23 protein-coding genes are annotated in these 26036 nt (G+C 52.1%); 8 read left to right on the top strand and 15 right to left on the bottom strand.

Translation table 11 applies throughout. From position 1 onward, the window contains the following. Positions 1-2: 2 nt before the first annotated feature. The 5 genes from ABLV08_RS05010 to ABLV08_RS04990 form a co-directional block, all read right to left on the bottom strand. Complete coding sequence (locus tag ABLV08_RS05010; RefSeq protein WP_032712793.1) at positions 3-1145, bottom strand: HlyD family secretion protein; 1143 nt, start codon at positions 1143-1145, stop codon at positions 3-5. Then, entirely contained in the window at positions 1145-1480 is a 336-nt protein-coding gene (locus tag ABLV08_RS05005; RefSeq protein ID WP_042893723.1) for a DUF3302 domain-containing protein, read from the bottom strand. The genes ABLV08_RS05010 and ABLV08_RS05005 overlap by 1 nt, the downstream gene beginning before the upstream one ends. A gap of 93 nt (positions 1481-1573) precedes the next feature. Continuing rightward, positions 1574-2230, bottom strand: a complete 657-nt coding sequence (locus tag ABLV08_RS05000; protein ID WP_072207326.1) for a helix-turn-helix domain-containing protein — start codon at positions 2228-2230, stop codon at positions 1574-1576. A gap of 103 nt (positions 2231-2333) precedes the next feature. After that, entirely contained in the window at positions 2334-3272 is a 939-nt protein-coding gene (locus tag ABLV08_RS04995; RefSeq protein WP_020079416.1) for a LysR substrate-binding domain-containing protein, read from the bottom strand. A 101-nt stretch (positions 3273-3373) separates the two neighbouring features. Further along, positions 3374-3868: a DUF1097 domain-containing protein gene (locus ABLV08_RS04990; protein ID WP_348855622.1), complete on the bottom strand. Its 495-nt coding sequence runs from the start codon at positions 3866-3868 to the stop codon at positions 3374-3376. Between the two features lie 259 nt (positions 3869-4127). Between ABLV08_RS04990 and ABLV08_RS04985 the strand changes: the two genes are divergently transcribed. From ABLV08_RS04985 to ABLV08_RS04960, 6 genes are all read left to right on the top strand, one after another. Then, positions 4128-4733: an ankyrin repeat domain-containing protein gene (locus tag ABLV08_RS04985; protein WP_042893724.1), complete on the top strand. Its 606-nt coding sequence runs from the start codon at positions 4128-4130 to the stop codon at positions 4731-4733. Positions 4734-4772: 39 nt separating this feature from the next. Beyond that, complete coding sequence (locus ABLV08_RS04980) at positions 4773-5636, top strand: DUF2877 domain-containing protein (protein ID WP_032714014.1); 864 nt, start codon at positions 4773-4775, stop codon at positions 5634-5636. Continuing rightward, positions 5626-7173 carry an acyl-CoA synthetase FdrA gene (fdrA, locus tag ABLV08_RS04975; protein WP_042893725.1) on the top strand — a complete coding sequence of 516 codons (1548 nt, stop codon included), beginning with the start codon at positions 5626-5628 and terminating at the stop codon, positions 7171-7173. The genes ABLV08_RS04980 and fdrA overlap by 11 nt, the downstream gene beginning before the upstream one ends. Next, positions 7173-8591, top strand: a complete 1419-nt coding sequence (locus ABLV08_RS04970) for a DUF1116 domain-containing protein (RefSeq protein ID WP_015367853.1) — start codon at positions 7173-7175, stop codon at positions 8589-8591. The genes fdrA and ABLV08_RS04970 overlap by 1 nt, the downstream gene beginning before the upstream one ends. Positions 8592-8718: 127 nt before the next feature. Further along, positions 8719-9669, top strand: a complete 951-nt coding sequence (locus ABLV08_RS04965) for a carbamate kinase family protein (protein ID WP_020079420.1) — start codon at positions 8719-8721, stop codon at positions 9667-9669. A gap of 17 nt (positions 9670-9686) precedes the next feature. Beyond that, positions 9687-11075 (top strand): amidohydrolase family protein, encoded by a 1389-nt coding sequence (locus tag ABLV08_RS04960; RefSeq protein ID WP_015704651.1) that lies wholly within the window; start codon positions 9687-9689, stop codon positions 11073-11075. Between the two features lie 58 nt (positions 11076-11133). On the opposite strand, the gene lysS is transcribed toward ABLV08_RS04960, so the two are convergent. The 5 genes from lysS to cadC form a co-directional block, all read right to left on the bottom strand. Beyond that, positions 11134-12651, bottom strand: coding sequence for a lysine--tRNA ligase (lysS, locus tag ABLV08_RS04955; protein WP_015704650.1), 1518 nt, complete (start codon positions 12649-12651; stop codon positions 11134-11136). 204 nt (positions 12652-12855) lie between these two features. After that, the gene (dtpD, locus tag ABLV08_RS04950; RefSeq protein ID WP_047076211.1) at positions 12856-14328 is read right to left on the bottom strand and encodes a dipeptide permease DtpD; all 1473 of its coding nucleotides are present in this window, start codon (positions 14326-14328) and stop codon (positions 12856-12858) included. 60 nt (positions 14329-14388) lie between these two features. Then, positions 14389-16536 carry a lysine decarboxylase CadA gene (cadA, locus tag ABLV08_RS04945; RefSeq protein WP_015367858.1) on the bottom strand — a complete coding sequence of 716 codons (2148 nt, stop codon included), beginning with the start codon at positions 16534-16536 and terminating at the stop codon, positions 14389-14391. Between the two features lie 82 nt (positions 16537-16618). Further along, positions 16619-17956 (bottom strand): cadaverine/lysine antiporter, encoded by a 1338-nt coding sequence (gene cadB / locus ABLV08_RS04940; RefSeq protein ID WP_015367859.1) that lies wholly within the window; start codon positions 17954-17956, stop codon positions 16619-16621. A 365-nt stretch (positions 17957-18321) separates the two neighbouring features. Further along, complete coding sequence (cadC, locus tag ABLV08_RS04935; RefSeq protein WP_015704648.1) at positions 18322-19848, bottom strand: lysine decarboxylation/transport transcriptional activator CadC; 1527 nt, start codon at positions 19846-19848, stop codon at positions 18322-18324. A gap of 205 nt (positions 19849-20053) precedes the next feature. Between cadC and ABLV08_RS04930 the strand changes: the two genes are divergently transcribed. Next, entirely contained in the window at positions 20054-21160 is a 1107-nt protein-coding gene (locus ABLV08_RS04930; RefSeq protein ID WP_348855621.1) for an alkene reductase, read from the top strand. A 110-nt stretch (positions 21161-21270) separates the two neighbouring features. Here ABLV08_RS04930 and ABLV08_RS04925 read toward each other — a convergent pair whose 3' ends face one another. From ABLV08_RS04925 to ABLV08_RS04915, 3 genes are all read right to left on the bottom strand, one after another. Continuing rightward, positions 21271-21543 carry a DUF1471 domain-containing protein gene (locus ABLV08_RS04925; RefSeq protein WP_015367862.1) on the bottom strand — a complete coding sequence of 91 codons (273 nt, stop codon included), beginning with the start codon at positions 21541-21543 and terminating at the stop codon, positions 21271-21273. Positions 21544-21646: 103 nt separating this feature from the next. Further along, positions 21647-22567 carry a Kdo(2)-lipid IV(A) acyltransferase gene (locus ABLV08_RS04920; RefSeq protein WP_015704646.1) on the bottom strand — a complete coding sequence of 307 codons (921 nt, stop codon included), beginning with the start codon at positions 22565-22567 and terminating at the stop codon, positions 21647-21649. An 893-nt stretch (positions 22568-23460) separates the two neighbouring features. Next, positions 23461-23826: a hypothetical protein gene (locus ABLV08_RS04915; RefSeq protein ID WP_075208683.1), complete on the bottom strand. Its 366-nt coding sequence runs from the start codon at positions 23824-23826 to the stop codon at positions 23461-23463. A gap of 429 nt (positions 23827-24255) precedes the next feature. Between ABLV08_RS04915 and ABLV08_RS04910 the strand changes: the two genes are divergently transcribed. Continuing rightward, entirely contained in the window at positions 24256-24612 is a 357-nt protein-coding gene (locus ABLV08_RS04910) for a YidB family protein (protein ID WP_020079424.1), read from the top strand. 299 nt (positions 24613-24911) lie between these two features. On the opposite strand, the gene ABLV08_RS04905 is transcribed toward ABLV08_RS04910, so the two are convergent. Both ABLV08_RS04905 and ABLV08_RS04900 read right to left on the bottom strand, forming a co-directional pair. Continuing rightward, positions 24912-25355, bottom strand: coding sequence for a hypothetical protein (locus ABLV08_RS04905; RefSeq protein WP_032712782.1), 444 nt, complete (start codon positions 25353-25355; stop codon positions 24912-24914). Between the two features lie 81 nt (positions 25356-25436). Next, complete coding sequence (locus ABLV08_RS04900; RefSeq protein ID WP_047055696.1) at positions 25437-25922, bottom strand: hypothetical protein; 486 nt, start codon at positions 25920-25922, stop codon at positions 25437-25439. Positions 25923-26036 lie beyond the last annotated feature (114 nt).

The raw sequence follows: 26036 nt of genomic DNA, 5'->3' as shown, positions 1-26036 counted from the left end.
TTTTAGTGATCGAGATAGAGATAGCTTTCCCAGCTTTTCATACGGATGAGGATCTTTCTTATCAGCGACAGGTGCTCAAAATGTTCCGAATAGACGGCGGCTTCGACATCCGCGCCCTGCGGCAGCTGATAATTTGCCAGACGATCGTCGGTCACTTTTAATACCACCAGCGCTCGGCCGCGCGCCGCCAGATCGTTGGCCGTCAGCAACGTCCCCTGACCCTGAAACTGGCTTTCGCCAATCGCCGGCAGCACTTCCGCGACCTGCGCTTTAAATACGGTTCCCGGAATAGAGGGGAACAGTAATTCAGCCTGTTCACCTTTTTGCAAACGCTGCAGCGCGTTCTGGCGGAATGCGGCGACGTATTCACGTGAATTCGCATTATCCGTTGGCACAAACGTCATTACCGGCTTCAGCCCCAACGCGGTGGACATGGTCCCAGGACGCAGGCCGACGGTACTGACATAGCCGTCAGACGGCGCGCGTACCACCGTGTTATCGAGCTTAAATTGCGCCTCGCGCAGCTGCGCCAGCAGCGAAGCGACTTTGGTGTTCTCGCCGTGCACCACCGAATTGAGATCGTTACGCGCCTGTACGACCTTTGCCCGGGCGGCGTCCACCGCCGCCTGCGAGGCTTTCCAGTTCTGGCGACGGGTATCGACCATCTGATCGGAAAAAGCCCCTTTATCATGACCTGCCTGGAAGCGGGCGTATTCACGCTGGGCCCGGTCGCGCTCGGCGACCGCTTTGCTTAAATCAGCCTGCGCGCTGGTTAACCCCGCATCCAGCGACAACGCATCCTGGCTGGCCGCTTTCACCTGCGCTGTCAGGTCGTCCACCTTCGCCTGGAATGGGGTTGGGTCGATGGTGAACAAGATGTCGCCTTCATGCAGCATCTGATTTGGTTTCACCGGCACGCTGGTGACTCGACCGCGGGTTTGCGAAACAATGGGCACCGTGCGATAAACCTGCTTCCCGACTTCGCTATAGGGGAAGTTATAATTCATACCGAGGATTAACATGCCAATCAGTATCACGCCACCTAATACCGCAGTGGGAACCGTCCATTTATTTAATGGAATACGGAATACTTTAAATATCACGATACACAAGGCGGCATAACACAGCAGTAATAACGTTTCCATTATTTACCCTCCTGATTGACGGCGCTATTTTTCAGACGGTTTAATTCCGCCTGCATCGCATCCAGACGCTGATGTAAATCGTGCTGGTCGGTCTTTAACTGCTGCATTCCCCAGCCGCGGTCTTCTCGCCACAGCGTGGCCCAGATCCACAGCAGCGGCCACAGCACGTGCAGGGTAAACAAGCTCACCCAGCCAGCGTAATGAATCGCATCCTGGTGCGGATGATTTCTTTTTTTGGCTATTTCATACGGAATATCGTGGATCATGATAATTCCATAAAATAAAATCAGCGCCACCGCAATCAGGATGGCTAAAGCAATATAATCCAGGGTCATAAAATAACTCCAGAATGTGTGACGTATTTCACATTCACTTTATACAGGCGTCAGCAAGCCGGGCATAATCGCCCTGACAACTGACCATATTAATCAGAATTTATCCGGTATTTTTCGGTCGATAGAAATGAGTTGACCTTTTTTCACCGTGATATAACCGCCTTCTTTTAACGCCGCTAAAACCTGATATACATAGCTGCGCGAAAGATTGGTCCGTTTAATAATAAAAGCGGACAGGCTTTCACGTTTTCCACAATCGATCTCGTTACGGTACAGATAACGCGATAGCATCGATTTTATGGTCTGAAAACCGGACAGGTTGCCGCGCTCGTTGTGCGCATCGAGAGCAAAAATGCCCATGTAGGCCAGAATAGTCGTCAGCTCTTTCATATACTCCGGCGAAGAGTAAAAGAAGATACGCTCGAAATCCTCCACGCTGATTCTGGCAAAACGGCAGCGATCGAGGCATTGATATAGTAGCTCTACCGCCGGGCAGTAGTGCTCAAGCAGGCCCAGCGGCATATGCTCGATCACAATCCCCAACAGGTTATCAGGGTCGTTGACTGCGAGGGTGATTTGCCCGGACAGCAGAAAGTAAATGAACCCATCCTGCGGCTGAAAACGCTCGCCGGCGGCGCACTCGACGTTTTCGCTACAGGCGATGACGTGTGGGAGATGCGCATTTAACTGCAGCTTCTGGTAGCACGCATGAATACGACCAAAACTGCTATTCAACTTCCCCGTATCCATTGCCGTACTTTCCCGTATCACCGACGTCATCAAATATATATAAGGCAAAGCGAGGGGAAAAGTCCACAGCTGGAGTTTTGGCGTAAAGATATGTGTGGCAAGACTATTTCGCTTCTCCACGATGCAATAAATCAGCATATATCGCCGTTAAAATCCCGCCGGGGCGGAATTGCTTCTTAATCCACTGCGTCACCTGGCCGGTAGCCGCGTGCTGGGTGGCCAGCAACATGCCGGAATCCTGGCGCGGGTTGTGGATCTGGCGGATCACCAACAGATTCTCCGCAATGGCTTCATGAGCCATATAGTCGGGTAAGAAGCCGATCCCTTCGCCGAGGATCTGACACTGACATTTGGTATTGAAGTCGGGAACCAGGATCGCCTCCTGGCCATGCAGCAGCCAACCGACCTTTTTATTGATCGTACTGGCGGTGTCCTCAACCATGATATTGGGATAGAGGCGTAACTGGCTTTCTGAAATAGGTTCGGGCATAAACGCCAGCGGATGATCCGGGGCAATAGCAAACACCCAGCGGATCGCGCCGATCTCGGTATAATCGATTCCGCCGCCGTCAAGTAGCGTATCCGGCGCGCCGATAGCAATATTCGCCTGGTTATTGATGATCGAATCCCAGACGCCGTTGTATACCTCGGTGGTAACGGTTATCTGACAGGTGGGAAACTGTTTTTTCAGCACCTGCAGCAGGCGGGCGGTATGGCGAGGCGTGTATAGCAGTTGATTGATGCAGATGCGCACCCGCGCTTCGATGCCTTGCGAGATAGTATCTATGCTGCGCTTTATCGCGTGGAAATCATTAAGCAGATCGGTAGCCTTGCGAAACAGATAGTAGCCGGATTCCGTCAGTTCAATGCTGCGGGTGTTGCGGGTAAACAGCACCACGTCCAGCCCGGCTTCCATCCGTTTGATGGTATAGCTGATGGCTGAGGTGGTTAACCCCAGCTCATCGGCCGCCTTGCTGAAGCTGCCAAAACGCGCCGCGGTGGTGAATGCCAGCAGATTTTCTTCAGTAAAAATCGAGTTCATGCGCCCTTCCCGCCTCCGCTAAACCATACCTGAGCTGAATGTATTGGTTACCGGGGCGTGGGGCAATCATTTTTGAACAATGCTTAATACCCGTAGCGACTTCAGGCTCGTTCCTTACTGGTCGCCTCGCTGAGTTTGCGCCCGCTATATTCTGAAATAAAGCCGACGCAGTTGCCCGCCAGAAGTCCCAGCAATGTCACCGTCCAGTTCAAACCGGTAGCGAAAAAAAGCGTCATGCCGAGGAAGCCGCCGGGAATAAACGAGGTTAGCGTAAAGCGCCCCTGCCAGACGATGACTGCCGAAAACGGCACCGTGGTAATGACGCTTGCCCAGAACCCCGACATACCGCTGGCTGAAGCGAGAGCGCCGGCGGCCAGCGCCGCCAGCCACGCCCACACTGCCCCGGAATAGTTAACGCACAGGCTTTTGACAAAGCCGGATTGGCCACCCCCTGCCGCATAGAAACTACAGAACGCGACGAAGCCGATGGTTCCCAATAATTCCCAACCGTACTGCAGCCCGACGTGCGAGGAAATGAGCTGCCAAACGCCTGCGCAAATACCGACGGTGATCCCCGTAGCGGTGAGTCCGTTCATCTCTTTCCCCTCTGAAAAATAGATTGATGACGTTGCTTTCTGACGGCAACTATATCGAAAGAAAACCCGATTGCGTTAAGGGGTATAAGCGTAAAGAAGTAAACATTGCTCTGCCGCACAGTCTGCATCGATTGTTGAAAGTTATTCAATAATCTACCGGATTATGGCGAATAAAATTTAAGCGGGTTCTTTTATCTATTTCTGGTTGCTATGCTCAAGCCATCGAGAAAGTCTAAGCCGCAACAACAGGAGCAAGATGATGGCCACGGAAAATATTATTGCTGACTATTTTTTGGCTGCAGAGCAGGGAAATATCACGAAATTAAAAGCCTGCCTGGCAAGTGGCGTCGATATTAATGCCAGTAATCGTCAGGGGCGAACCGCCATTGCCCTCGCCAGCCTGAATAAACATTATGCTTGTGTCTCGGTTCTTATTGCCGCTGGCGCGGATATTAATAAGCAGGACCAGACCTGTTTTAACCCGTTTTTAATTAGCTGCCTGAATAACGACGTCGAACTACTGCGCTTAATTTTGCCGGCAAATCCCGACCTCGAACGATTAACGCGTTTCGGTGGTGTAGGCCTGACCCCGGCCTGTGAAAAAGGCCATCTTGAGATCGTGAAAATATTGCTGACGGAAACCAATATTAACGTTAACCACACCAATTTCGTTGGCTGGACACCGCTACTGGAAGCGATTGTCTTAAACGACGGCGGTGCGACGCAGCAGGAGATCGTCAAACTGCTGCTGGACCACGGCGCCAACCCGCATATGACCGATAAGTACGGTAAATCGCCGCTGGAGCTGGCATGGGATAAGGGATTCAGTGAAATCGCCCACCTGCTGGTCGCCGCCGGAGCCTGAGGAAGGAGAATCGCCATTAACACCTCCTCCTGGCGGTGTGTGCAAGCGCTAACTGCGGATGAGAGCTTTCTCTCGCAGCGCGGCGGCGGACAGGTCGAGCAGGTTTTCACTCATGCGGTGAACCTGCTCATCCCCGGCAAACCAGGGCTTCTGACGCTGTTGTGTGAAACCTCTGATAATGCGCCCAATAGCTGTAGGTTAGCACTCACCCACTTTGACAACCTGCTCCGGCCAGGGGAAAGCGTCCGGTTTACCGATTCAGGGATTTACATTGGCGATAATACATGGATAGACATCCACCGTTGTGAGCGCTGGCAAACGCCGCAGGCAGTATTAAACGCGGCAACATTTAGCCAGATAGCCTGGCGACGATGGCGCAACATTATCGTTACGCAGTTACATGAGGATGACACGTTATTTCTCTATCGCGGCGACAATCCCTTTTATCACGCGATGCGTCATGAACTCCAGCAGCGACGGGAAACCTTATTTAAAGCGCTTGGCGAAAATAAAAATATCAGCGTCGCCGTGGCGAACATGATCGGATTAGGCATTGGCCTGACGCCATCGGCGGATGATTATTTGCTAGGTCTAAGCGTTATTTTATTCATAAAGGGGCACCCGGCTAATCAATACCGGGAAGCATTTATAACCGCGCTGCAGAGCGCCCGACAAAATACTACGCCGCTCAGCGCGATAACGCTGGAGGCAGCGATAAACCAACGTTATCGCGAAAGTATCGCCGTGTTGATTAATCTGATGGTTAATCAATCGACAACCTTTTCTATTGAGGCTATTGCCGATATTAAAAATATTGGCTCAAGTTCCGGCAGCGACATGCTATTGGGCATGGCGGATGCCTGCGCGCTGAGCCAAACGTATGGAGGGAATAATGTCAGTTAAAATAGTGGTGAAGAAGAATACCTATTTTGATTCCGTCTCATTAATGTCGATTTCCACCCGCGCTAATAAGCTCGATGGCGTAGAGCAGGCATTTGTGGCGATGGCGACGGAAATGAATAAAGGGGTGCTGAATAACCTTGGGCTGCTGACGCCGGAGCTGGAAGCAGCGAAAAACGGCGACCTGATGATCGTCATCAAGGGTAAAGACGGCGCCGATTGCGAACAGATACTCAGTGAAATAGAAGCGCTGTTCAGCAAAAAGGCCGAAAGCGGCCAGCACGAAGCGCGCTACGCTACCCTCGCCAGCGCCAAAAAACATCTTCCGCAAAGTAACTTCGCGATTATTTCGGTCAACGGCCTATTTGCCGCTCGCGAAGCGCGTCAGGCGCTGCAAAACGATCTTAACGTGATGTTGTTTTCCGATAACGTCTCTATTGACGACGAACTGGCGCTGAAACAGCTGGCTCACGAAAAGGGGTTGTTGATGATGGGACCAGACTGCGGCACCGCCATTATTAACGGCGCGGCGCTGTGCTTCGGTAACGCGGTTCGCCGTGGCAACATCGGTATTATCGGCGCCTCCGGCACCGGTAGCCAGGAGCTGAGCGTCCGTATCCATGATTTCGGCGGCGGCATCTCGCAGCTGATTGGTACCGGAGGCCGCGATCTGAGTGAGAAAATCGGCGGCCTGATGATGCTCGACGCCATTCAGATGCTGGAAGCCGATCCGCAAACAGAAATTATCGTCCTTGTTTCTAAACCACCGGCTCCAGCGGTGGCGAAAAAAGTGCTCGAACGCGCTCGCGCCTGCCGTAAACCGGTGGTGGCGTGCTTCCTCGGCCGCGCCGAGCCTCCCGCCGATGAGCCAGGCCTGCAGTTCGCCCGCGGCACTAAAGACGCGGCGCTGAAGGCCGTCCTGCTGAGCGGTATTAAGCAGGAAAATCTCGATGTACATCCGCTGAACCAGCCGCTGATTGCTGACGTTCGCGCGCAGCTCACGCCACAGCAAAAGTACATTCGCGGCCTGTTCTGCGGCGGTACCCTGTGCGATGAAACCATGTTCGCGGTACTGGAAAAACACGCGGATGTTTATAGCAACATTCAGCCGGATCCGGCTTATCGCCTGAGCGATATCAATCGCAGCATCAAACACACCTTCCTCGATTTCGGCGATGACGACTTCACCAACGGTAAGCCGCACCCGATGATCGACCCAACCAACCGTATCAGTCGCCTGCTGCAAGAAGCGCGCGATCCCGAAGTGGCGGTCATCGTCATGGACTTCGTGCTGGGCTTCGGAGCGCATGAAGATCCGGTGGGTTCGACGATCGCGGCGATCAAAGAGGCCAAAGCCATTGCCGCCGCCGATGGCCGCCCATTAGCGATTCTCGCTTACGTGTTAGGCACCGACATCGATACGCCGTCGCTGGAGCAACAGCGCCAGATGCTGCTTGACGCTGGCGTCATTCTGGCCAGCAGCAGTACCAATACCGGTTTGCTGGCGCGTGAATTTATCTGCAAAGGGGAGCAAGCCTGATGAGCCAGTCGCTATTTAACCAGCCGTTGAACGTGATTAACGTCGGTATCGCCATGTTCAGCGACGATTTGAAAAAGCAGCACACCGCCGTCACCCAGCTCGACTGGACGCCGCCGGGCCAGGGCAATATGCAGGTGGTCGAGGCGCTGGATCGCATCGCCGACTCGCCGCTGGCGGATAAAATCGCCGCCGCCAACCAGCAGGCGCTGGAGCGCATTATTCAGTCGCACCCGGTACTCATCGGCTTTGATCAGGCCATTAACGTCGTGCCGGGCATGACGCCAAAAACCATTCTGCATGCCGGCCCGCCGGTGGAATGGCAAAACATGTGCGGCGCCATGAAAGGCGCGGTCACCGGCGCGCTGGTCTTTGAAGGGCTGGCGAAAGATCTGGATGAAGCCGCCGAGCTTGCCGCCTCCGGTGAAATTACCTTCTCACCCTGTCACGAACACGACTGCGTGGGTTCGATGGCGGGCGTGACGTCGGCGTCGATGTTCATGCACATCGTCGAGAACAAAACCTACGGCAATATCGCTTATACCAACATGAGCGAGCAGATGGCGAAGATCCTGCGCATGGGAGCTAACGATAAGAGCGTGATCGATCGTCTGAACTGGATGCGCGACGTGCAGGGCCCCATGCTGCGCGACGCCATGAAGATCATCGGCGAAATCGATCTGCGCTTAATGCTGGCGCAGGCGCTACACATGGGCGATGAGTGCCATAACCGCAACAACGCCGGCACCACCCTGCTGATTCAGGCGCTCACGCCGGGGATTATTCAGGCCGGTTATCCGGTAGAGCAGCAGCGCGAAGTGTTCGAATTTGTCGCCAGCAGCGATTACTTCTCCGGGCCGACGTGGATGGCGATGTGCAAAGCGGCGATGGACGCAGCCCACGGTATTGAATACAGCACCGTGGTGACCACCATGGCGCGTAACGGCGTCGAGTTCGGACTGCGGGTCAGCGGCCTGCCGGGACAATGGTTTACCGGCCCGGCGCAGCAAGTGATAGGCCCGATGTTTGCCGGTTTTAAACCGGAGGACTCCGGCCTTGATATCGGCGACAGCGCGATTACCGAAACCTATGGCATCGGCGGTTTCGCCATGGCGACGGCGCCGGCTATCGTCGCGCTGGTCGGCGGAACGGTAGAAGAAGCGGTCGATTTCTCGCGCCAGATGCGTGAAATCACCCTTGGCGAAAACCCGAACGTCACCATTCCGCTGCTCGGCTTTATGGGGATCCCGACCGCAATCGACATCACCCGCGTCGGCAGCAGCGGTATTTTACCGGTGATCAACACCGCTATCGCCCACAAAGACGCCGGGATCGGCATGATCGGCGCCGGGATCGTTCATCCGCCGTTCGCCTGTTTCGAAAAAGCGATCCTCAGCTGGTGCGATCGTTACGACGTTTAGCGTTGTAGCCCGGGCGAGGCGTTTACGCCGACCCCGGGAAATCCCCGGCAGCCCTACGCCTGGCCGGGCGACTACCACGACCACACAATAACAATAACCACATCACCTTCTGTAGCGGAAGCCGGATATGAAAGAACTTATCGTCGTTGCCATTGGCGGCAACAGCATTATCAAAGATAACGCCAGCCAGTCGATCGAGCATCAGGCCGAGGCGGTCAAAGCGGTGGCCAGTACGGTGCTGGAGATGCTGGCATCGGACTATAACGTGGTGCTAACCCACGGTAACGGCCCGCAGGTTGGGCTGGATTTACGCCGCTCGGAGATAGCCCACGAACGAGAAGGTCTGCCGCTGACGCCGCTGGCTAACTGCGTCGCCGATACCCAGGGCGGTATCGGCTACCTGATCCAGCAGGCGTTGAATAACCGCCTCGCCCAGCGCGGCGAGCAAAAGGCGGTTACCGTCGTCACCCAGGTTGAAGTGGATAAAAACGATCCCGGCTTTGCCTATCCGACCAAGCCTATCGGCGCGTTCTTTAGCGAAAGCCAGCGCGATGAACTACAACAGGCGCATCCTGAGTGGCGCTTTGTGGAAGATTCGGGCCGCGGCTATCGCCGGGTGGTCGCCTCGCCGGAGCCGAAACGCATTGTCGAAGCGGAAGCTATTAAAGCGCTGACCCGGCAAGGCTTTGTGGTGATCGGCGCCGGCGGCGGCGGGATCCCGGTGGTGCGCAGCCCGCAGGGCGACTACCAGAGCGTGGATGCGGTGATCGACAAAGATCTCTCAACCGCCCTGCTGGCCCGCGAAATTGATGCTGATATTCTGGTGATCACCACCGGGGTGGAGAAAGTGTGCGTGAATTTCGGCAAGCCTAATCAGCAGGCATTGGGTCGCGTCGGTATCGACGAGATGAGCCGCTATATGCAAGAAGGACATTTCCCGGCTGGCAGCATGCTGCCAAAAATCGTCGCCAGCCTCGCGTTCCTGCAACACGGCGGCAAGCGGGTGATCATCACTACGCCGGAATGTCTACCAGCCGCGCTACGCGGCGAAACGGGAACTCATATTGTGCATGACTGACACAAAAGGAAAAAAGGATGAATAAAGACAACAGCCGTCGCGAATTTCTTACCCAAAGCGGAAAAATGGTCACCGCCGCTGCCCTGCTGGCGGCAGGCGCGCCGGCGGCGTATGCCGCAAGCAACCCGCCATCCGCGGCCACCTGCGATAATAAAGGCGCGGTCAACGTCGCCGATAAACATTACTACCTTGATAACGTGCTGCTGGAAAGCGGCTTCGAATATGAAAACGGCGTGGTGGTTCACACCCGGACCGAGCGGCAAACGCTGGAAATAAAAGACGGCAAAATCGTCGCCCTGCGCAGCAATCTGAGCCACCCGGACGCCACGCTGCCGCGCTATGACGCGGGTGGTAAACTGATGCTGCCTGCCATGCGCGACATGCATATCCATCTGGACAAAACGTTTTACGGCGGCCCGTGGCGCTCGCTGAACCGCCCGGCGGGCACCACCATTCAGGATATGATCAAGCTTGAGCAGAAACTGCTGCCGGAACTCCAGCCTTATACGCAGGCGCACGCCGAGAAGCTTATCGACCTGATTCAATCCAAAGGCTCGACCATCGCCCGCAGCCACTGCAATATTGAGCCGGTGTCCGGGCTGAAGAACCTTGAGAATCTGCAGGAAGTACTGGCGCGGCGTAAGCCAGGCTTTGACTGCGAAATCGTCGCTTTTCCGCAGCACGGGCTGCTGCTGTCGAAATCGGAATCACTGGTTCGCGAAGCGATGCAGGCCGGCGCCCATTATGTCGGCGGCCTCGACCCGACTAACGTCGATGGCGCGATGGAGAAATCGCTCGATACCATGTTCCAGATTGCGCTCGATTACGACAAAGGGGTGGATATTCACCTGCATGAAACCAGCCCGGCGGGCGTGGCGGCGGTGAACTATATGGTGGAAACCGTGGAGAAGACCCCGGCGCTGAAAGGCAAGCTGACCATCAGCCACGCTTTTGCGCTGGCGACGCTCAACGAGCAGCAGGTCGATGCCATCGCGACCCGCATGGCGGCGCAGCAGATCACCATCGCCTCCACCGTGCCGATCGGCACTCTGCACATGCCGCTCAAACAACTGCGCGAAAAAGGCGTCTTCGTGATGACCGGTACCGATAGCGTGATTGACCACTGGTCGCCGTACGGACTGGGCGACATGCTGGAGAAAGCCAATCTCTACGCCCAGCTGTATATCCGCCCCAATGAGCAGACCCTGTCGCGCGCGCTGGCCATCGCTACCGGCGAGGTGCTGCCGCTGAATGACAAGGGCGAGCGCGTATGGCCAAAAGCGCAGGACGACGCCAGCTTTGTGCTGGTCGATGCCTCCTGCTCCGCCGAAGCCGTGGCGCGAATTTCGCCGCGCACCGCCACCTTCCATAACGGTAAGATGGTCTGGGGCAGCGTCGGCGCCTGATGCCACCGTAATGCAAAAAACCCCGGCAAGCCGGGGTTTTGTCATTTACCAAACACGATTACTTCTGCGGACGCATGGCCGGGAACAGGATAACGTCGCGGATGGTGTGGCTGTTGGTAAACAGCATCACCATGCGGTCGATACCGATACCCAGGCCGGCGGTCGGCGGCAGGCCGTACTCCAGCGCGGTGACGTAGTCTTCGTCATAGAACATCGCTTCGTCATCGCCCGCCGCTTTGGCGTTGACCTGATCCTGGAAACGCTGCGCCTGATCTTCCGCATCGTTCAGCTCGCTGAAACCGTTACCGATTTCGCGGCCGCCGATGAAGAACTCGAAGCGGTCGGTGATTTCCGGGTTCACGTCGTTGCGGCGCGCCAGCGGGGAAACTTCCGCCGGGTATTCGGTGATGAAGGTCGGCTGAATCAGATGCGCTTCCGCCACTTCATCGAAGATCTCGGTCACGATACGTCCCAGACCCCAGCTTTTCTCTACCTGAATACCGATAGATTCCGCCAGCGCTTTCGCCGCGTCGAAGTTATCCAGATCCGCCATGTTGGTTTCCGGACGGTGTTTCTTGATAGCTTCGCGCATGGTCAGTTTTTCAAACGGCTTGCCGAAGTCAAACACCTGGTCGCCATACGGTACTTCGGTTTTGCCCAGCACCGTCTGCGCCAGAGTGCGGAACAGCGACTCGGTCAGTTCGATCAGGTCTTTGTAATCCGCATACGCCATATACAGTTCCATCATGGTGAACTCTGGGTTATGGCGTACGGAGATCCCTTCGTTACGGAAGTTACGGTTGATTTCGAAGACGCGTTCGAAGCCGCCAACCACCAGACGTTTCAGATACAGTTCCGGCGCGATACGCAGGTACATATCCAGATCCAGCGCGTTGTGATGGGTGATGAACGGACGGGCGGAAGCGCCGCCTGGGATCACCTGCATCATCGGGGTTTCGACTTCCATAAAGCCGCGAGCAACCATGAACTGACGCATGGTGGCGAGGATCTGCGAACGGATACGGAACGTATGACGCGACTCTTCGTTGGCGATCAGATCCAGATAGCGCTGGCGATAGCGGACTTCCTGATCCTGCAGGCCGTGGAATTTATCCGGCAGCGGGCGCAGGGCTTTGGTCAGCAGACGCAGCTCGGTGCAGTGAATGGAGAGTTCGCCGGTTTGCGTTTTGAACAGCTTGCCGCGGGCGGCGATAATGTCGCCGAGATCCCATTTTTTAAACTGTTCGTTGTAGACGCCTTCCGGCAGGTCATCCCGCGCGACGTACAGCTGAATGCGGCCGCCGACGTCCTGAAGGGTGACGAAAGAGGCTTTACCCATGATGCGGCGGGTCATCATACGGCCTGCAACAGAGACTTCAACGTTCAGGGAAGCGAGTTCATCGTTATCCTTCGCATCGAATTCAGCGTGCAATTGGTCAGAGGTATGATCGCGACGGAAATCGTTCGGAAAAGCGACGCCCTGCTCACGCAGCGCAGCCAATTTTTCGCGACGAGTTTTCAGTTCATTATTAAGGTCAATTGCCTCATCGGCACCTTGTGCTTGTTGTTCAGACATGTTGGTTCCTCATAACCCTGCTTTCAAACTAGCTTCGATAAATTGAACCAGGTCACCATTCAGCGCGGCCTGTCTCTGGTAACACACCAGAGAACAATCTTAACGACTCTGGATTCACTACAAGCTGATCTCACTCAGCTATGGCTTCACTAACGGTATTTTTTATCGTTGGCTTCCGCGCCTGCCAGAATATCCACCTCCTGTTCACTTGGCTGTTGAGTTAATGTCCCCGGTCGCGCTGCGCTGGCCGGGGCTGCAAATCGCGGCAAAGGCGACAATGACAATCACCGCTACGCAGCCGATAGTCCATTCGCCCATCTGCGAAAAGAAATGCTGATAGGCGGCAATCGCCGTGTCGCTGATTTGCGATTCGGTGGTTTGCTGCGCCACCACCCCGGCCAGCCAGTTGGCGACCGCGCCGGTGGCCAACATATAAATGCCGGTTAATACGCCGGTGACGCCGGGCATGTTCAGACGGGTTATCTGCGCCATCGCCACCGGGTCAATAAACAGTTCGGCAAAGCCCATCATCGCCAGCCCGGCGACCATCATGCCCATCGAGGCCTGACCGTCAGCCGCGCCGTGGCGGGCATTTAGCGCCAGCAGCATAAATCCACCGCCCATCAGCAGCAGGCCGAATGCGAATTTCAGCCATACTTTTAACACCGAGCGGGTACGCCCTTCCGGGCGGATAAGCCACGCCAGGATCACGCCAGCCGCCATCACCGCTACCGCGTTAACCGACTGGAATAGCGCGGTTGGTACTTCAATATTGAACAGCCGGCGATCAACAAAGTGGTCGATAAACAGACTAATCGAGCTGCCGCCCTGCTGCGCCAGTACCCAGAACAGCGTTCCGGTCAACATCAGCAGAACGATTTGCCACAGCGCGCGGCGATGCTGCGGCGATTTGATCATGATCCGCGCCACCATCTGCGCGGCGAACAGGCAGACAATCGCCAGCAGATAACCGGACCAGTTGTTTTCTAACAGCAAGGTGAAGAACACCGGCGCCAGGCACAGCATCACCACCAGCCAGCCCCAGGTCGGCAACACGAATTTCACCGCGCACAGCGCCTGTTTATCGACACCCCGGGTGTCACGGAAATAGCGGCTGCCGCTTAAGAAAATCATCAGGCCGATGAACATGCCGATCCCCGCCAGCGCAAAGCCGATATGCCAGCCGTACCACTGCGCCGCCAGCCCGCAGGCAATGGGCGCGGCGATCGAACCGACGTTACCGGCGGCATACAGCAGCGAGAAACCGCCATCGCGACGATGGTCGTCAGCGGCGTACAGTTCGCCAAGCAGGCAGCTGATATTGGATTTGAACAGGCCATAGCCGCAGATAATGATCGCCAGCGCCAGATAGAGGCTCCAGGTGGAATCAGATTCGACGCCCAGCACCACGTGGCCGAGGGTCATCAACAACGCCCCGGCAATCACCGCCGTGCGGTTGCCGAGCAGGCGGTCGGCAAGCCAGCCGCCGAGAATGGGGGTTACGTAAACTAAAGATGCGTAGGCGCTGAACAGACTGATGGCGTGGCTATCATCAAAGCCAAGTTGGTGGGTGAGATAAAGGATGAGTAAGGCGCGCATGCCGTAAAAGCTGAAGTACTCCCAGATCTGGATCGCTACGATGTAGTAAATCGCGCGCGGCTGTGAGGGTGTTTTCATAGGTTCTCCTTGCAGCGTGAAAAAAGGGAAGTGGCAAGCCACTTCCCTTGTGTGCGTCTATTACTTGTTGTTTTCTTCTTTCAGCACTTTAACGGTGTAACGACCATCCGCCTGACGATATGCGCCGTGGATATCGGTTTCGAAGCCCGGGTAGTGAGCGCCGATTTCGCACAGCATCTGCAGGAACTCCAGCACCGGGCGGCTTTCTTCGGTGATCATCTCACCAGGCATGACCAGCGGTACTCCCGGAGGATACGGCAGGATCATGTTGGCGTTGACGCGGCCTACCATCTCTTCGAGGTACACTTCTTCAGTCTGACCGTGCAGCTCTTTCTGGAACGCGGCATACGGGGTCATCACCATGGATGGCAGCACTTCGAATGCGCGGAACATCAGGTCCGGCAGGTTGTGATGCTCAACCAGTTTATGGATGTTCTGCGCCAGGTCCTGAATACGCATGTTTTCATAGAATTCAGGATCTTCACGGTACAGAGACGGCAGCATGTTTTTCACCCGCAGGTTCAGGTCGAACGCGCGTTTGAAGTCGGTCAGCGCACGCAGCAGGCTCAGCGCTTTTGTCTTATCGATACCGATGCTGAACAGGAACAGCAGGTTGTACGGACCGGTTTTCTCAACCACGATGCCGTGTTCGTCGAGATATTTCGCCACGATGCTTGCCGGAATACCGAAATCATCCATGGTGCCGTCTTTCTTCATCCCCGGAGTCAGCAGCGTGACTTTGATCGGGTCGAGGTACATGTGCTCGTTATCGATGTTTTTGAAACCGTGCCATGCGCTATCGGAACGCAGCGGCCAGCATTCAGCGCCATCGATATGTTCCGGCTGCCATACATCGAAGAACCAGCCTTCAGACTCGCCTTTCAGACGTTTGATCTCTTTACGGAACTTGATAGAACGTTCGATAGAACCGTCGATCAGGCGTTTACCGGCATTACCGCGCATCATCGCCGCCGCGGTTTCGGTGGAAGCCACGATACCGTAGTGCGGAGAAGTGGTGGTGTGCATCATGTAGGCTTCGTTGAAGGTTTCTTCGTTAACGTCGCCTTTCACGTGGATCATCGAAGCCTGAGAGAATGCCGCCAGCAGTTTATGCGTGGACTGGGTTTCGTAGATCACTTTCCCTTCAACGCGACCGCCGCTCATCCCGCATTTGCCTTCATAGATCGGCGAGAAGTTGGTGTAAGGGACCCATGCGGAGTCAAAGTGGATGGATTTCACATCCAGGGTTTTCTTGATGAAGTCGGTGTTATACAGCAGACCATCATAGGTTGAGTTGGTGATAACCGCGTGTACCGGCCAGGTCGCATTCGGCGTCTCTTTCACACGCTTGGCGATAGTCGCGTGCTGGAACTCGCTCTGCGGGATCCCGCCGAGGATACCGTAGGCGTTACGGGTCGGACGGAAGTAGATCGGCGTAATGTCGCTCATCATCATCAGGTGAGTCAGCGATTTATGGCAGTTACGGTCAATCAGTACGGTGCTGCCGGCAGGCGCGGAGTACATACCGACGATTTTGTTAGCGGTAGATGTACCGTTGGTCACCATGTAGCTGCGTTCAGCGTTAAACACACGAGCGATATACTCTTCCGCTTCTTTGTGCGGGCCGCTGTGGTCGAGCAGTGAACCCAGTTCAGAAACCGAAATGGAGATATCGGATTTCATGGTGTTGGAACCAAAGAAATCATAGAAGATGCTGCCTACCGGGCTTTTCTGGAACGCGGTACCGCCCATGTGGCCTGGGGTACAGAAAGTATATTTGCCTTCACGTACATATTTGAACAGCGCTTTGGTCAGCGGCGGCAGAATGGTATCGATGTATTCATCAGTGTTCTGTTTGATTTTGTTCGCGATATCTTCAGCGGCGCCCAGCGCATATTCGAAGAAGCGAACCTGCATGCGCAGATCGTTCAGGCTAACGTCCAGCGTGGAGTAGGTGTTAGCGAAAGCGTACAGCGGCATGTACTCGTTCATTTTGCTGATTTCTTCGCACAGTTCGAGATTGTATTTATCCCAGTCGAAGATCACGCCGCACAGACGAGAGTTGTTTTCGATAAGTTTTAATAAGTCGTCACGGTCGTTCGGGTAGACAATACGGAAGTCCAGGCGTTCGAGAGCACGATGCAGTTCACGGATGGGTTCTTCTTTGAAGTAAACACCCATGTGATTCATGATTGCAATAACGTTCATAGTCAAATCTCCAGATGTAGAAAGCCCCTCCCGTCTCGATGTGACAGGTGATGGAAGGAGCCTCAGGAAAAAGGGTTACTGATTAGTGCGCGTTAGCGGGGCTGTTGTTATCCGTTGCGTTGTTCTGCTGGCGCTGGTGCATTTTGCGACCGTAGAACATCAGGATAATCAGGCTAACGATGAAGGTGCCGGCCAGTTCGAAGGAGCTTGCGCCCATCAGCGCGATGAAGCAGAACACGCAACCCAGTACCGAACAAATCAGGCTAACGAAGTTACGAATGTTGATGCCTTCGAAACGAATCAGGTCAACACAGGAGTAGAAGTAAGGCAGCATGGTCAGCAGTACCGCGATACCGGTCAGTTCGCCGAACAGGTCAGAAGCTTTACCACCGGCGGAGTTCATCAGGGTAATCAGCACCATCAGCGCGGTCATTTTCACCGCCGCCAGCAGCAGGCCTTTTTTCGGGATACCGTTGCTATCGACTTCGCCATACACTTTCGGGAAGTTACCGTCGTTGGCGGCACGTACGCCGGCCTGGCCAACCAGCATCATCCACGAGCCCAGAGAAGTCAGGCAAGCAAAGGCGGTAAAAGCGGAAACCATCGGAGCAGCCCAGCCGCCGAGAATGGTAGAAGCGCTAATCGCGAACGGCGCGCCGGATGCGGCCATCTGAGAAGCAGGATACATACCGGCGATAACCTGAGTCGCGGCGATATAGACGATACCAGCCATCGCAGTACCCAGCATGGTTGCCAGCGGTACGGTACGTTTCGGGTTTTTCACCATCCCGGTACTCACTGCGGCGGATTCTACGCCAACGAAGGCCCACAGGCAGAGCAGGATACTTTTAATGACCGCGTGGCTATCAGTGGTGCTGGAGGTGTTCCAGTTCGCCTGATAAGTTGCCGCGTCAAACCAATGCCAGCCGACGACCGCTGTCATCACCACCGGAATAAGCACCAGTACCAGACCAATAGTGGTCAGACGGCTTACCCAGGTCCCGCCGAGCATATTAACGAAAGTAAAGATCCACACGATGGCAATACAGGCAATACCTGCTGGCACCGGGTTATTTAAAATTGGGAAGAACGTAGAGAGATAAGAGACGGCGGTAATACCGATTGCCAGGTTACCAATCCAGTTTGCATGATAATAAAGGACGCCGGTCTGGAAACCGAAGGCCGGAGAAATTTCCCCTGCGTACGCAATTGGGCCACCCTGCTGCGGGTTCTTGGTCGCCAGTCGGGCATAAACATAAGCCAAAGACATCGCGCCAATAATAGAAATCACCCAACCCCAAATGGCAATACCACCGATGCTGGCGAGGTTCGCAGGTAATAGTGCAATACCGCTCCCCATCATATTACCGGCGACTACGCCGGTACAGGCAAATAGCCCGATCTTTTTGGCAGAACTCATGGTTGTTTTTCTCCTAAGTTTATTTGGGAGGTACAGATCATGATAGAGAACCATTTATTGACCCGACCAACTGCCAACAAGATTACTGATTCGTACGAGATAAATCCTAAAGATAAAGTGAAATAACTACAAACATCAGACAAATGATATTTTGACCTTTTTCGATTAACATATAAACATGACATGTTGATATCAAAAAAAGATAAACATCGCCTACTTACAAAGAGTTAGAGAGACATTCCGGTGTTGAAATTGTGTTACCAGGCAGGAAAATAACGCTTATTTCAGGTAACAATCAGAGTGCTCATGAGATACATAAATTTAACCTCATCATACTCAAAACCATGAGCATGATGAGGGTTTACTTATTCTGAAGCGAGGAAATTGTCGAGATACGGTACTACGCGGGTGACGGAGGTCTGGAATACTCCGTTTTCAATCCAGTACAAGGTGTTTTCGCCAGGGCGTAAATTAAACGCCGTCAGGTAGGCATCGGCAGCTTCGCGGTTCTGTCCTTTCATCTCATAGACTTTTCCGAGTAGCACGTAATTCATCCACGACATTTCTAAATCAATGCCCGTGTTGATCGCGCTGTACGCTTCATCTATTTTCCCTTTGCCTAACATATCTACCGTTTTTATCTGGTAGAAAATCGCCATATCTTTAATGCCGGGCATTTCACCTACTTTTTCAACCTCGGCATACAGCGTCGCTAATTGTTTTTCATCCAACGGCTGCTGAGAATGACGTAATACATCCACCAGCGCTTTTTCGGCGTATGCATAAATAAAGTCCGGCGATTGTTTAATGACGTCATCAAGTATATCGCTGGCTTTACCTAATGAATCAACATCACCTTTCATTAACAGCTGATGGGCCTGATAAAGACGGGTTAATGAAGGGCTTTGCGCGGGTTGATACTGTTTCAGCATCGCTTTCATGCGATCCGGCCATGGCTGCATTAGCGCGGTTGACAGACTATCCAGCAGGTCATTCTGAATGGTGAGCTGGTTATCCATGGTAATAAAGTAGCGTTTATCGAGCATCGTCGAGCCGTCGGCGTTATCGACCAGTTGCACCGACATAAAGCACTGCTGGGCGCGATAGTGGCGCTGATTAACGAATTCGATGGTTAACGTTTTACCCGAACTGCTGGGCTCGTTGATGTTGTAGTTGGTTTTATCGTGGACCATAAAGGTCGAGAAAGTGTTGAGCGAGGTGGTTACCAGGCTGCCCAACCCTACCGCATAGGCATGCTGCGATGCCCAGTTGTTGCATGAACTGCCGTTTACCAGGTGTATGTCGATATCGCGCGGGTTGAGCAGCAGGCGAGTTTTGGTTTCCGGCGGCCGCGATTCTATCGACGACAAAGCGACTAACGCGACGCAACTGCCCAACGCCAGCAGGAATAGCGTCCATACCCAAAAGGTGGTGATCCGTTTACGTTTTTCCGGCACTGCCGCCGCCGCTGGCGCAGCAGATGAAGGAGAAATAGTCGGTGGCGACGTTTCAGGAACGGTGACAGGGGCCACTGGCGGGACAACCGGCGCCAACTCTTCGCCCTCTTCCGTACACCAAATTACCGGGACCGTCAGCTTGTAGCCGCGTTTGGGCACCGTCGCAATATATTCCATGCTGCCGTCATCGCCGTCTTTCAGTGACTTACGCAACTCGGAAATACTTTGGGTGACGACATGGCTGGTCACCACGTTGCGCGTCCAGACGTGATCGATAAGCTCGTCCCGGCTAAGTACCTCGCCAGGATGTTGAGCAAAGTAGACCAGAAGATCGATTAAACGCGGTTCGAGAGTAAGCTGACGTCCGTTCCGGCTAATTTGGTTTACAGAAGGAGTAACGAGCCATTCCCCAACGCGAACAACAGGTTGTTGCATAAAAAAACCCCAGGACGAAAAGGGAAAGGCGCGATAATACCACATTTCGCCTACCTAATTATGCGGGTGGTCAATACCCCACACGTTTGGCATAAGCTACTCCCTTTATATACAAATCAGTTAACAGTCTATGAACATCGTTGTCATTTAATCCAAAATAGCCAGGGTCTATGCTGCGTCCATCAAGTCGTTAAGGAGACGCATTATGTTATTCGACCACTATTCCTTGCAGGCCCTATCGTTAAACAACCGTATCGTGATGCCGCCGATGACGCGTTCCCGCGCCGGAGCCGGTGATGTCGCTACCGATCAGATGGCGGAGTATTACGCCCAACGCGCCAGCGCCGGTTTAATTATCAGCGAAGGCACGCAGATTAGCCAACAGGGACAGGGTTATGCCTGGACGCCGGGCATCTATAATGAAGCGCAGATCGCCGGCTGGAAAAAAGTCACCTCTGCGGTACACCTGGCGGGAGGCAAAATTTTTGCCCAGCTCTGGCACGTAGGGCGTGTCTCCCATACCGTACTGCAGCCGGGCAATGCCGCGCCGGTTTCCTCGTCTGCTATTCAGGCTGAAGGGGTGAAGGTCTTTGTCGATGTCGAAGGCCGCGGCCCGGAAAACGGCGTCGGTGAAATGGTGCAGCACTCGATGCCGCGCGCTCTGACTCGCGAAGAGATCCCGACTATCATCGAACAATATGCGCAGGCCGCGCGTAACGCTATGGCCGCCGGTTTTGATGGCGTAGAACTACACGGTGCGAATGGCTATCTGATTAATCAGTTTATTGATTCACGAGAAAACCAGCGCACCGATGAGTACGGTGGTTCGTTAACCAATCGCCTGCGTTTCCTCAAAGAAGTCGCGCAGGCCGTTGCCGATGCGATTGGGAAAGAGAAACTGGGTATCCGCCTGGCGCCGCTGACCACCTTGATGGGGTCGAAAGACGATACGCCGGAAGCCACCTATCTGGCGGCGGCCAGCGTCCTCAATGATATCGGCATCGCCTATATCCATATCGCCGAAGCCGACTGGGACGACGCGCCGGTGATGCCCGCCGCCTTTAAAGAAGCGCTGCGCCAGGTGTTCCGCGGCACGATGATTTATTCAGGAAAATACACCGTAGAACGTGCCGAAGAGGCGCTGGCTAAGGGCTGGGCCGACCTGATTGGTTTTGGTCGCCCGTTTATCGCCAACCCGGATCTGCCCTATCGCCTGCAACACAACCTGCCGCTGAACCAGCCAATCAGAGAGCAGTTTTTCGGCGGTGGTAAAGAGGGCTACCTCGACTACCCTACCGTCGATGGGAAGTAAACGGAGCAAATCGCTTCATAGTCCTTAAATAAAAAACCCGGCAGCGCTGTGGCATGCCGGGTTAAAAATAAGACTTTCGACGTTTATGTATAATTAATCAATGTGATTAATTATTTATACACTTCCGCCGTTGCTTCAAAGTTCGGCCCATGTTCACGCGCCGCGGTAATAATATAATATTTACCGCCCTTCTCATCTGCCAGCTTAGAAAGCTGGTCGTGCAGGTCAGAAGGTGAAGAGAATTGCCCGCCAGACGGCCCCACAGAAATACTGCCCACGTGAGTCAGTTTGAAATGCGAAGCTTCTTCTTTAGTAATTAATTGCGCTGCCGAGGCGCCAAAGGCAACAGCAGAAAGAGCTAAAGCGACTAATACCTTTTTCATCCTACATTCTCCTTGGATTAGAGCCTAATTGAGGCTCTTTCAGTATAGACACTAGATTAATAAGCGCGCTATTTATCGGATTATTTTTCACCGTTCACCGCGCTTAGTAGCGCGACGGTACCCCTTCCGGACGGGTCTTAAAACGACGATGCAGCCACATGTACTGTTCCGGCGCCATCAGGATACATTGCTCAATAATTTTGTTCATCCAGCTGGCGGTAGTTTCCGGGGAATCCAGCGGCGGCGTCGCCTCTGGCTGCAGCGCAATCAGCTCATACCCGGCACCATTGGGCTTTCTTCGCGGAACAAAAGGAACGATGGTGGCTTTTGACATTCTTGCCAGCATCCAGGTACCGGTGGTGGTCGCAGCATTATCCACATTGAAAAAGGGAACAAATACGCTACTGGCGCGACCATAATCATGATCCGGAGCGTACCAGAGGATCTCGCCCTCTTTCAGCGACTTAACCATACCTTTCAAGTTTTTACGATCCAGCATCGTCTTGTTAGAACGCAGCCGTCCCCAGGTTTGCAGCCAGTCGATCAGCGGATTATCATTTGGCCGGTAAACGCCAATCCCCGGCGTGAACATGCCAAACATCCGCGCGCCGAGTTCCAGGGTCAGAAAGTGAATACCAATTAGCAAAATACCCTGCTTCTGTTCCTGCAGTTCAACGACTTCATTGACGCCACTGGTCTCGGTCCAGCGCTCGACGCGATGGGTTGGCCAGAACCATGCCATGCCGGTTTCCATCAACCCCATGCCCAAAGATTCAAAATTCTTAACCAACATTTCATGACGCTGCGCCGGGCTGAGGTGAGGAAAGCAGAGCTCAAGATTGCGCTGCGCAATACGTACCCTTCCGCGCAAAAAATGCATAGATAAACGCCCCAGACCATGGCCCAGACGATAGATCAGCGGATAAGGAAGTTGTACCACCAGCCACAATAAGCCAATGCCCAGCCATGCCGGCCAGTAACGCGGGTGTAATAATGAAAGAGAGAATTTGGGTAAATGCGACATCTGACTATTGCTCTTCAGGATCCTTGATTTACATGCCAGTGGGAGGCCTCAGTCCGAATTTGCGGATAAGGTACCCGATCCACAACATTTAGTTTTTTCCTATTCGTGCGGTAATACGCATACAAGTGTAGACTATAACCTCTACACTGCCCTGGTATTAAACGAACTGTGTAACAAATTTATTATTAATTAACCTGATGGTGATATGGAGGATTATATGAGATTTTTTCTCATTTGAAAATAAACGCTTACTAACATTAGTTTGTAGACTCACGCTTCATCAAGTTCGCCACATCCAAATTTGAACCATTACAACCGTGTGTACCGGCAGTGAGAAGGTTAAGCAAGCCCACTCAATCACTCTGACTGACAATTGATATCAAAAATCACTCTCCTCATTTAACTGTTTTTTTAACTTCATGCATGAACTATCTCTCTCCGTCACAACCGAAAGAAGATTTCGATGTGGAAAACGCTATGCTAGCGAATCCTATCATTTTATATACTCTATTTAAAATTATTAAATAGGCTCACAACACCATATTTAACAACAACTTTTTAAGATATTACAAAATAACAATTGAATTTTTTATGTTGCCATAACCGAACATTACATAGTAAATATAAAGATATAGTTACTATCATAGATAGATCATTTACAAGTTGCTGTAACGAAAATTTACACCAGAAGAATGTAAATCATTGGGGAATTAATAATGGGATACCGAGCAACCGTGTGGGTCATGGCATTTTCATTATGCGGAATCATTTGGTGTGGATTAGTAATCATCATAGCTGGTCTATTTTTTTAGAACTTCCGGAGACCTCATTTTACATCGAGTGCCAGGAGAATAAGAAAAGGGAGAATACACTTCATATCTCCGGCATTTCGATTAACGCGCGCTATGATAAGGAAGGCTAGTCACGGGATAACTGACCCGCTCAATGATTTCACATCTATCAGCCGGAGGTTTTCCCCCATAGAAAAACTGATATTGTTTTTTATCCACCAGATAAACCAAATCATCACCATTGCGAAATGCAGTCACTTCAAATCTAAGTCCGCTATTGGTCCGTCCTTTGAGGCTACCTGAAGCCACTTCGAAGTTATCCCCCCATAACATAGTACTAAGATGATAACTAAAGCGTGATATTAAAACATTTTCCCTGAAATGACACGATAAGCGAACCCCGGAATTTCCCATTGCTGCTACTGAGTTAAGCATGACTAAAGAAACCATAAGATTTTTTATTATCATAAATCTCGTTTGTAATTTTAAGAATTATTGCTGTCAATGATAAAAAAAGCCACTCATATCAAGTGGCCTAATAAGTGATGTTAGAATAGCATTAGTTTTTATTGATTTAACAATTATTGTATCTTGATAATACAAACATGCAACATAAACAATTTAAAAATAAAATTTAAAGAACTCACATTATTAAATAACCATTTAAATGAATTAGCATTGTCTATCAGGACTGAAAATAATAATATAATTGAGTTCATAGACATTTTTATTAGATTAACTTATGCAAAACACGGCGGGCACATCAAATTCCTCCGTTGTAGTTTTCGTCGCTGATGTGTCCGCCACCTATATATGTCTTCCAATTTAATTGAATGCTTCCTGTTTAACAATCGACGCTAAACAATACATATCATTTACAATAAAAATGGAGTAAATATGCGCCTCGCTATTTTTCTTAAAAAGCTATTTGGTTATGAACAGTCTGAATCGCATCTTGAGCATGTGGCTTTATGGGTAAATAGTTTGGGTGGAATACAACATATCTTACAAAAAATGAATGAACATAACCTTACCCACGTTGTTTCTTCATGGCAAAGCAATAACAAGGCACTCAGCATTGATGCGGCTCAGGTCCTTGAGTTTATAGATTTTTCTGAGCTCCAGCCTCTTGCAGAGAAATGTGGCACCGATATTTTAGGCGCCGCAAACCTGGTAGCGCAGTTTTTACCTATGATTACGCCGAAAGCGGTGATGGATACCGCCACTTCTGGCACAGCGCCCCATAACGCTTAGCAACAATGGGGCATCACAAAAAAACGCTAACAACAATACTACTGCTTGCTATTCTGGTTATCTCACTTTATAGCGGTGGCGCTGCAGTATTGCTTTGGTGCGGACTTTCTTTTCATTATCTTCACTGGAGTACATTTATTATTGTCTGGCTTGAATTTTATGATGTTCGATACTTCAATGTGTTAATTTTTGTTTCTGGATTAGGTTTCGCACTTCCATCCCTAATCGCATGGATTATTTTCTTGATTTTTAAAGCATTCGGGGAATGGTTTTAATCAACCATTCCCCTTTTCTATTTTTCAGTGTGTGAGCGTTTTTTTCAGTACATTTTCGAGTGTGGAATTTACACCAACTCTTGTTGCTCTCGGCAGATGCCCCAGAAAAATCTCTTCTTGTCTTCGTAAAATGGTATCAGCCTTCTTTAGCAGTGCAATACCGCTCTCAGTAACGTCTGCCAGAGATACCCTCTTGCCACAGCGTCGTTTATGCTCCCTATTAATAAGCAACTTGCTCTCAAGCGAATCCAGGGTTTTTCTTATCGGTTCATGAAAATGACCAACATATAAATCTAATTCCTTTTGCTTAATAAAAGCGTCATCCGCAATAAGTCGTAAAACCATAAACTCGCGAAGGGTAACCCCATAAGTGGCCAATCTACTTTCAAGACGCTCCTCTAGTAATCTGGACACAAAAAGTAAATTCAACCCACAATAATCCCAATATCCTCTGAGAGACTCATCCATTTTATTAGCTCCTGTGTAGTTTAAAAATCATACTGTCATTTTTATAATAAGAAGCCAGGCCACCAGGGCCTGGCTTTGCAACTATTTATCACTTCCCTGTGGTGTTGGCTTTTCTACCTTCTTATTCGCCCCTGCATCTTTACTCTCTTCTTGCTTTATTGTTATCACAGGTAAAGAACCATAATCAACGTGAACTTTTTTAAGCTCATCAATAATATCTTTCGTGATATTACTTCTCGAATCTATTGCAATCACTTGATTCTGGCTCAGTACCACATCTATTTTATGATTGACCCGGTACGCCTCAACGGCGGCAGCGATCGTCTTCATGCTGATTTCCCTGGCGTGACGCTGCTCTGCCTGCCACTGGTTATTAAGTATCGTTTGATCTGCCAGCGCACTTTTTTGTTTCTGTTCCTGCGTCATCTCCGCATAACGCGCTTCTGCATCCTTACCTGCCTGCAACAAAATATCATGCACTTTTTGCTGTCGGGCCTGTTCCTGCTTGCCAATAACCGACTCTGTTAATACCTTCCCTGGATCAAGGTAAGCAATTTTTTGCTGCATTTTATCTCCCTGGTCGCAACCTGATAATGTTGACAGTATCAGGCCAGTAATAAATATATTGCGTACAACATTAAAATACTTTAAACGCATAATAAACCTTCAACAGCCCCCCGG

The organism is Klebsiella sp. CN_Kp088 (assembly GCF_040064335.1).
GTDB classification, from domain to species: domain Bacteria; phylum Pseudomonadota; class Gammaproteobacteria; order Enterobacterales; family Enterobacteriaceae; genus Klebsiella; species Klebsiella aerogenes.
The sequence above is the reverse complement of the archived record's forward strand: the minus strand, read 5'-3'. Positions and strand labels throughout refer to the sequence as shown.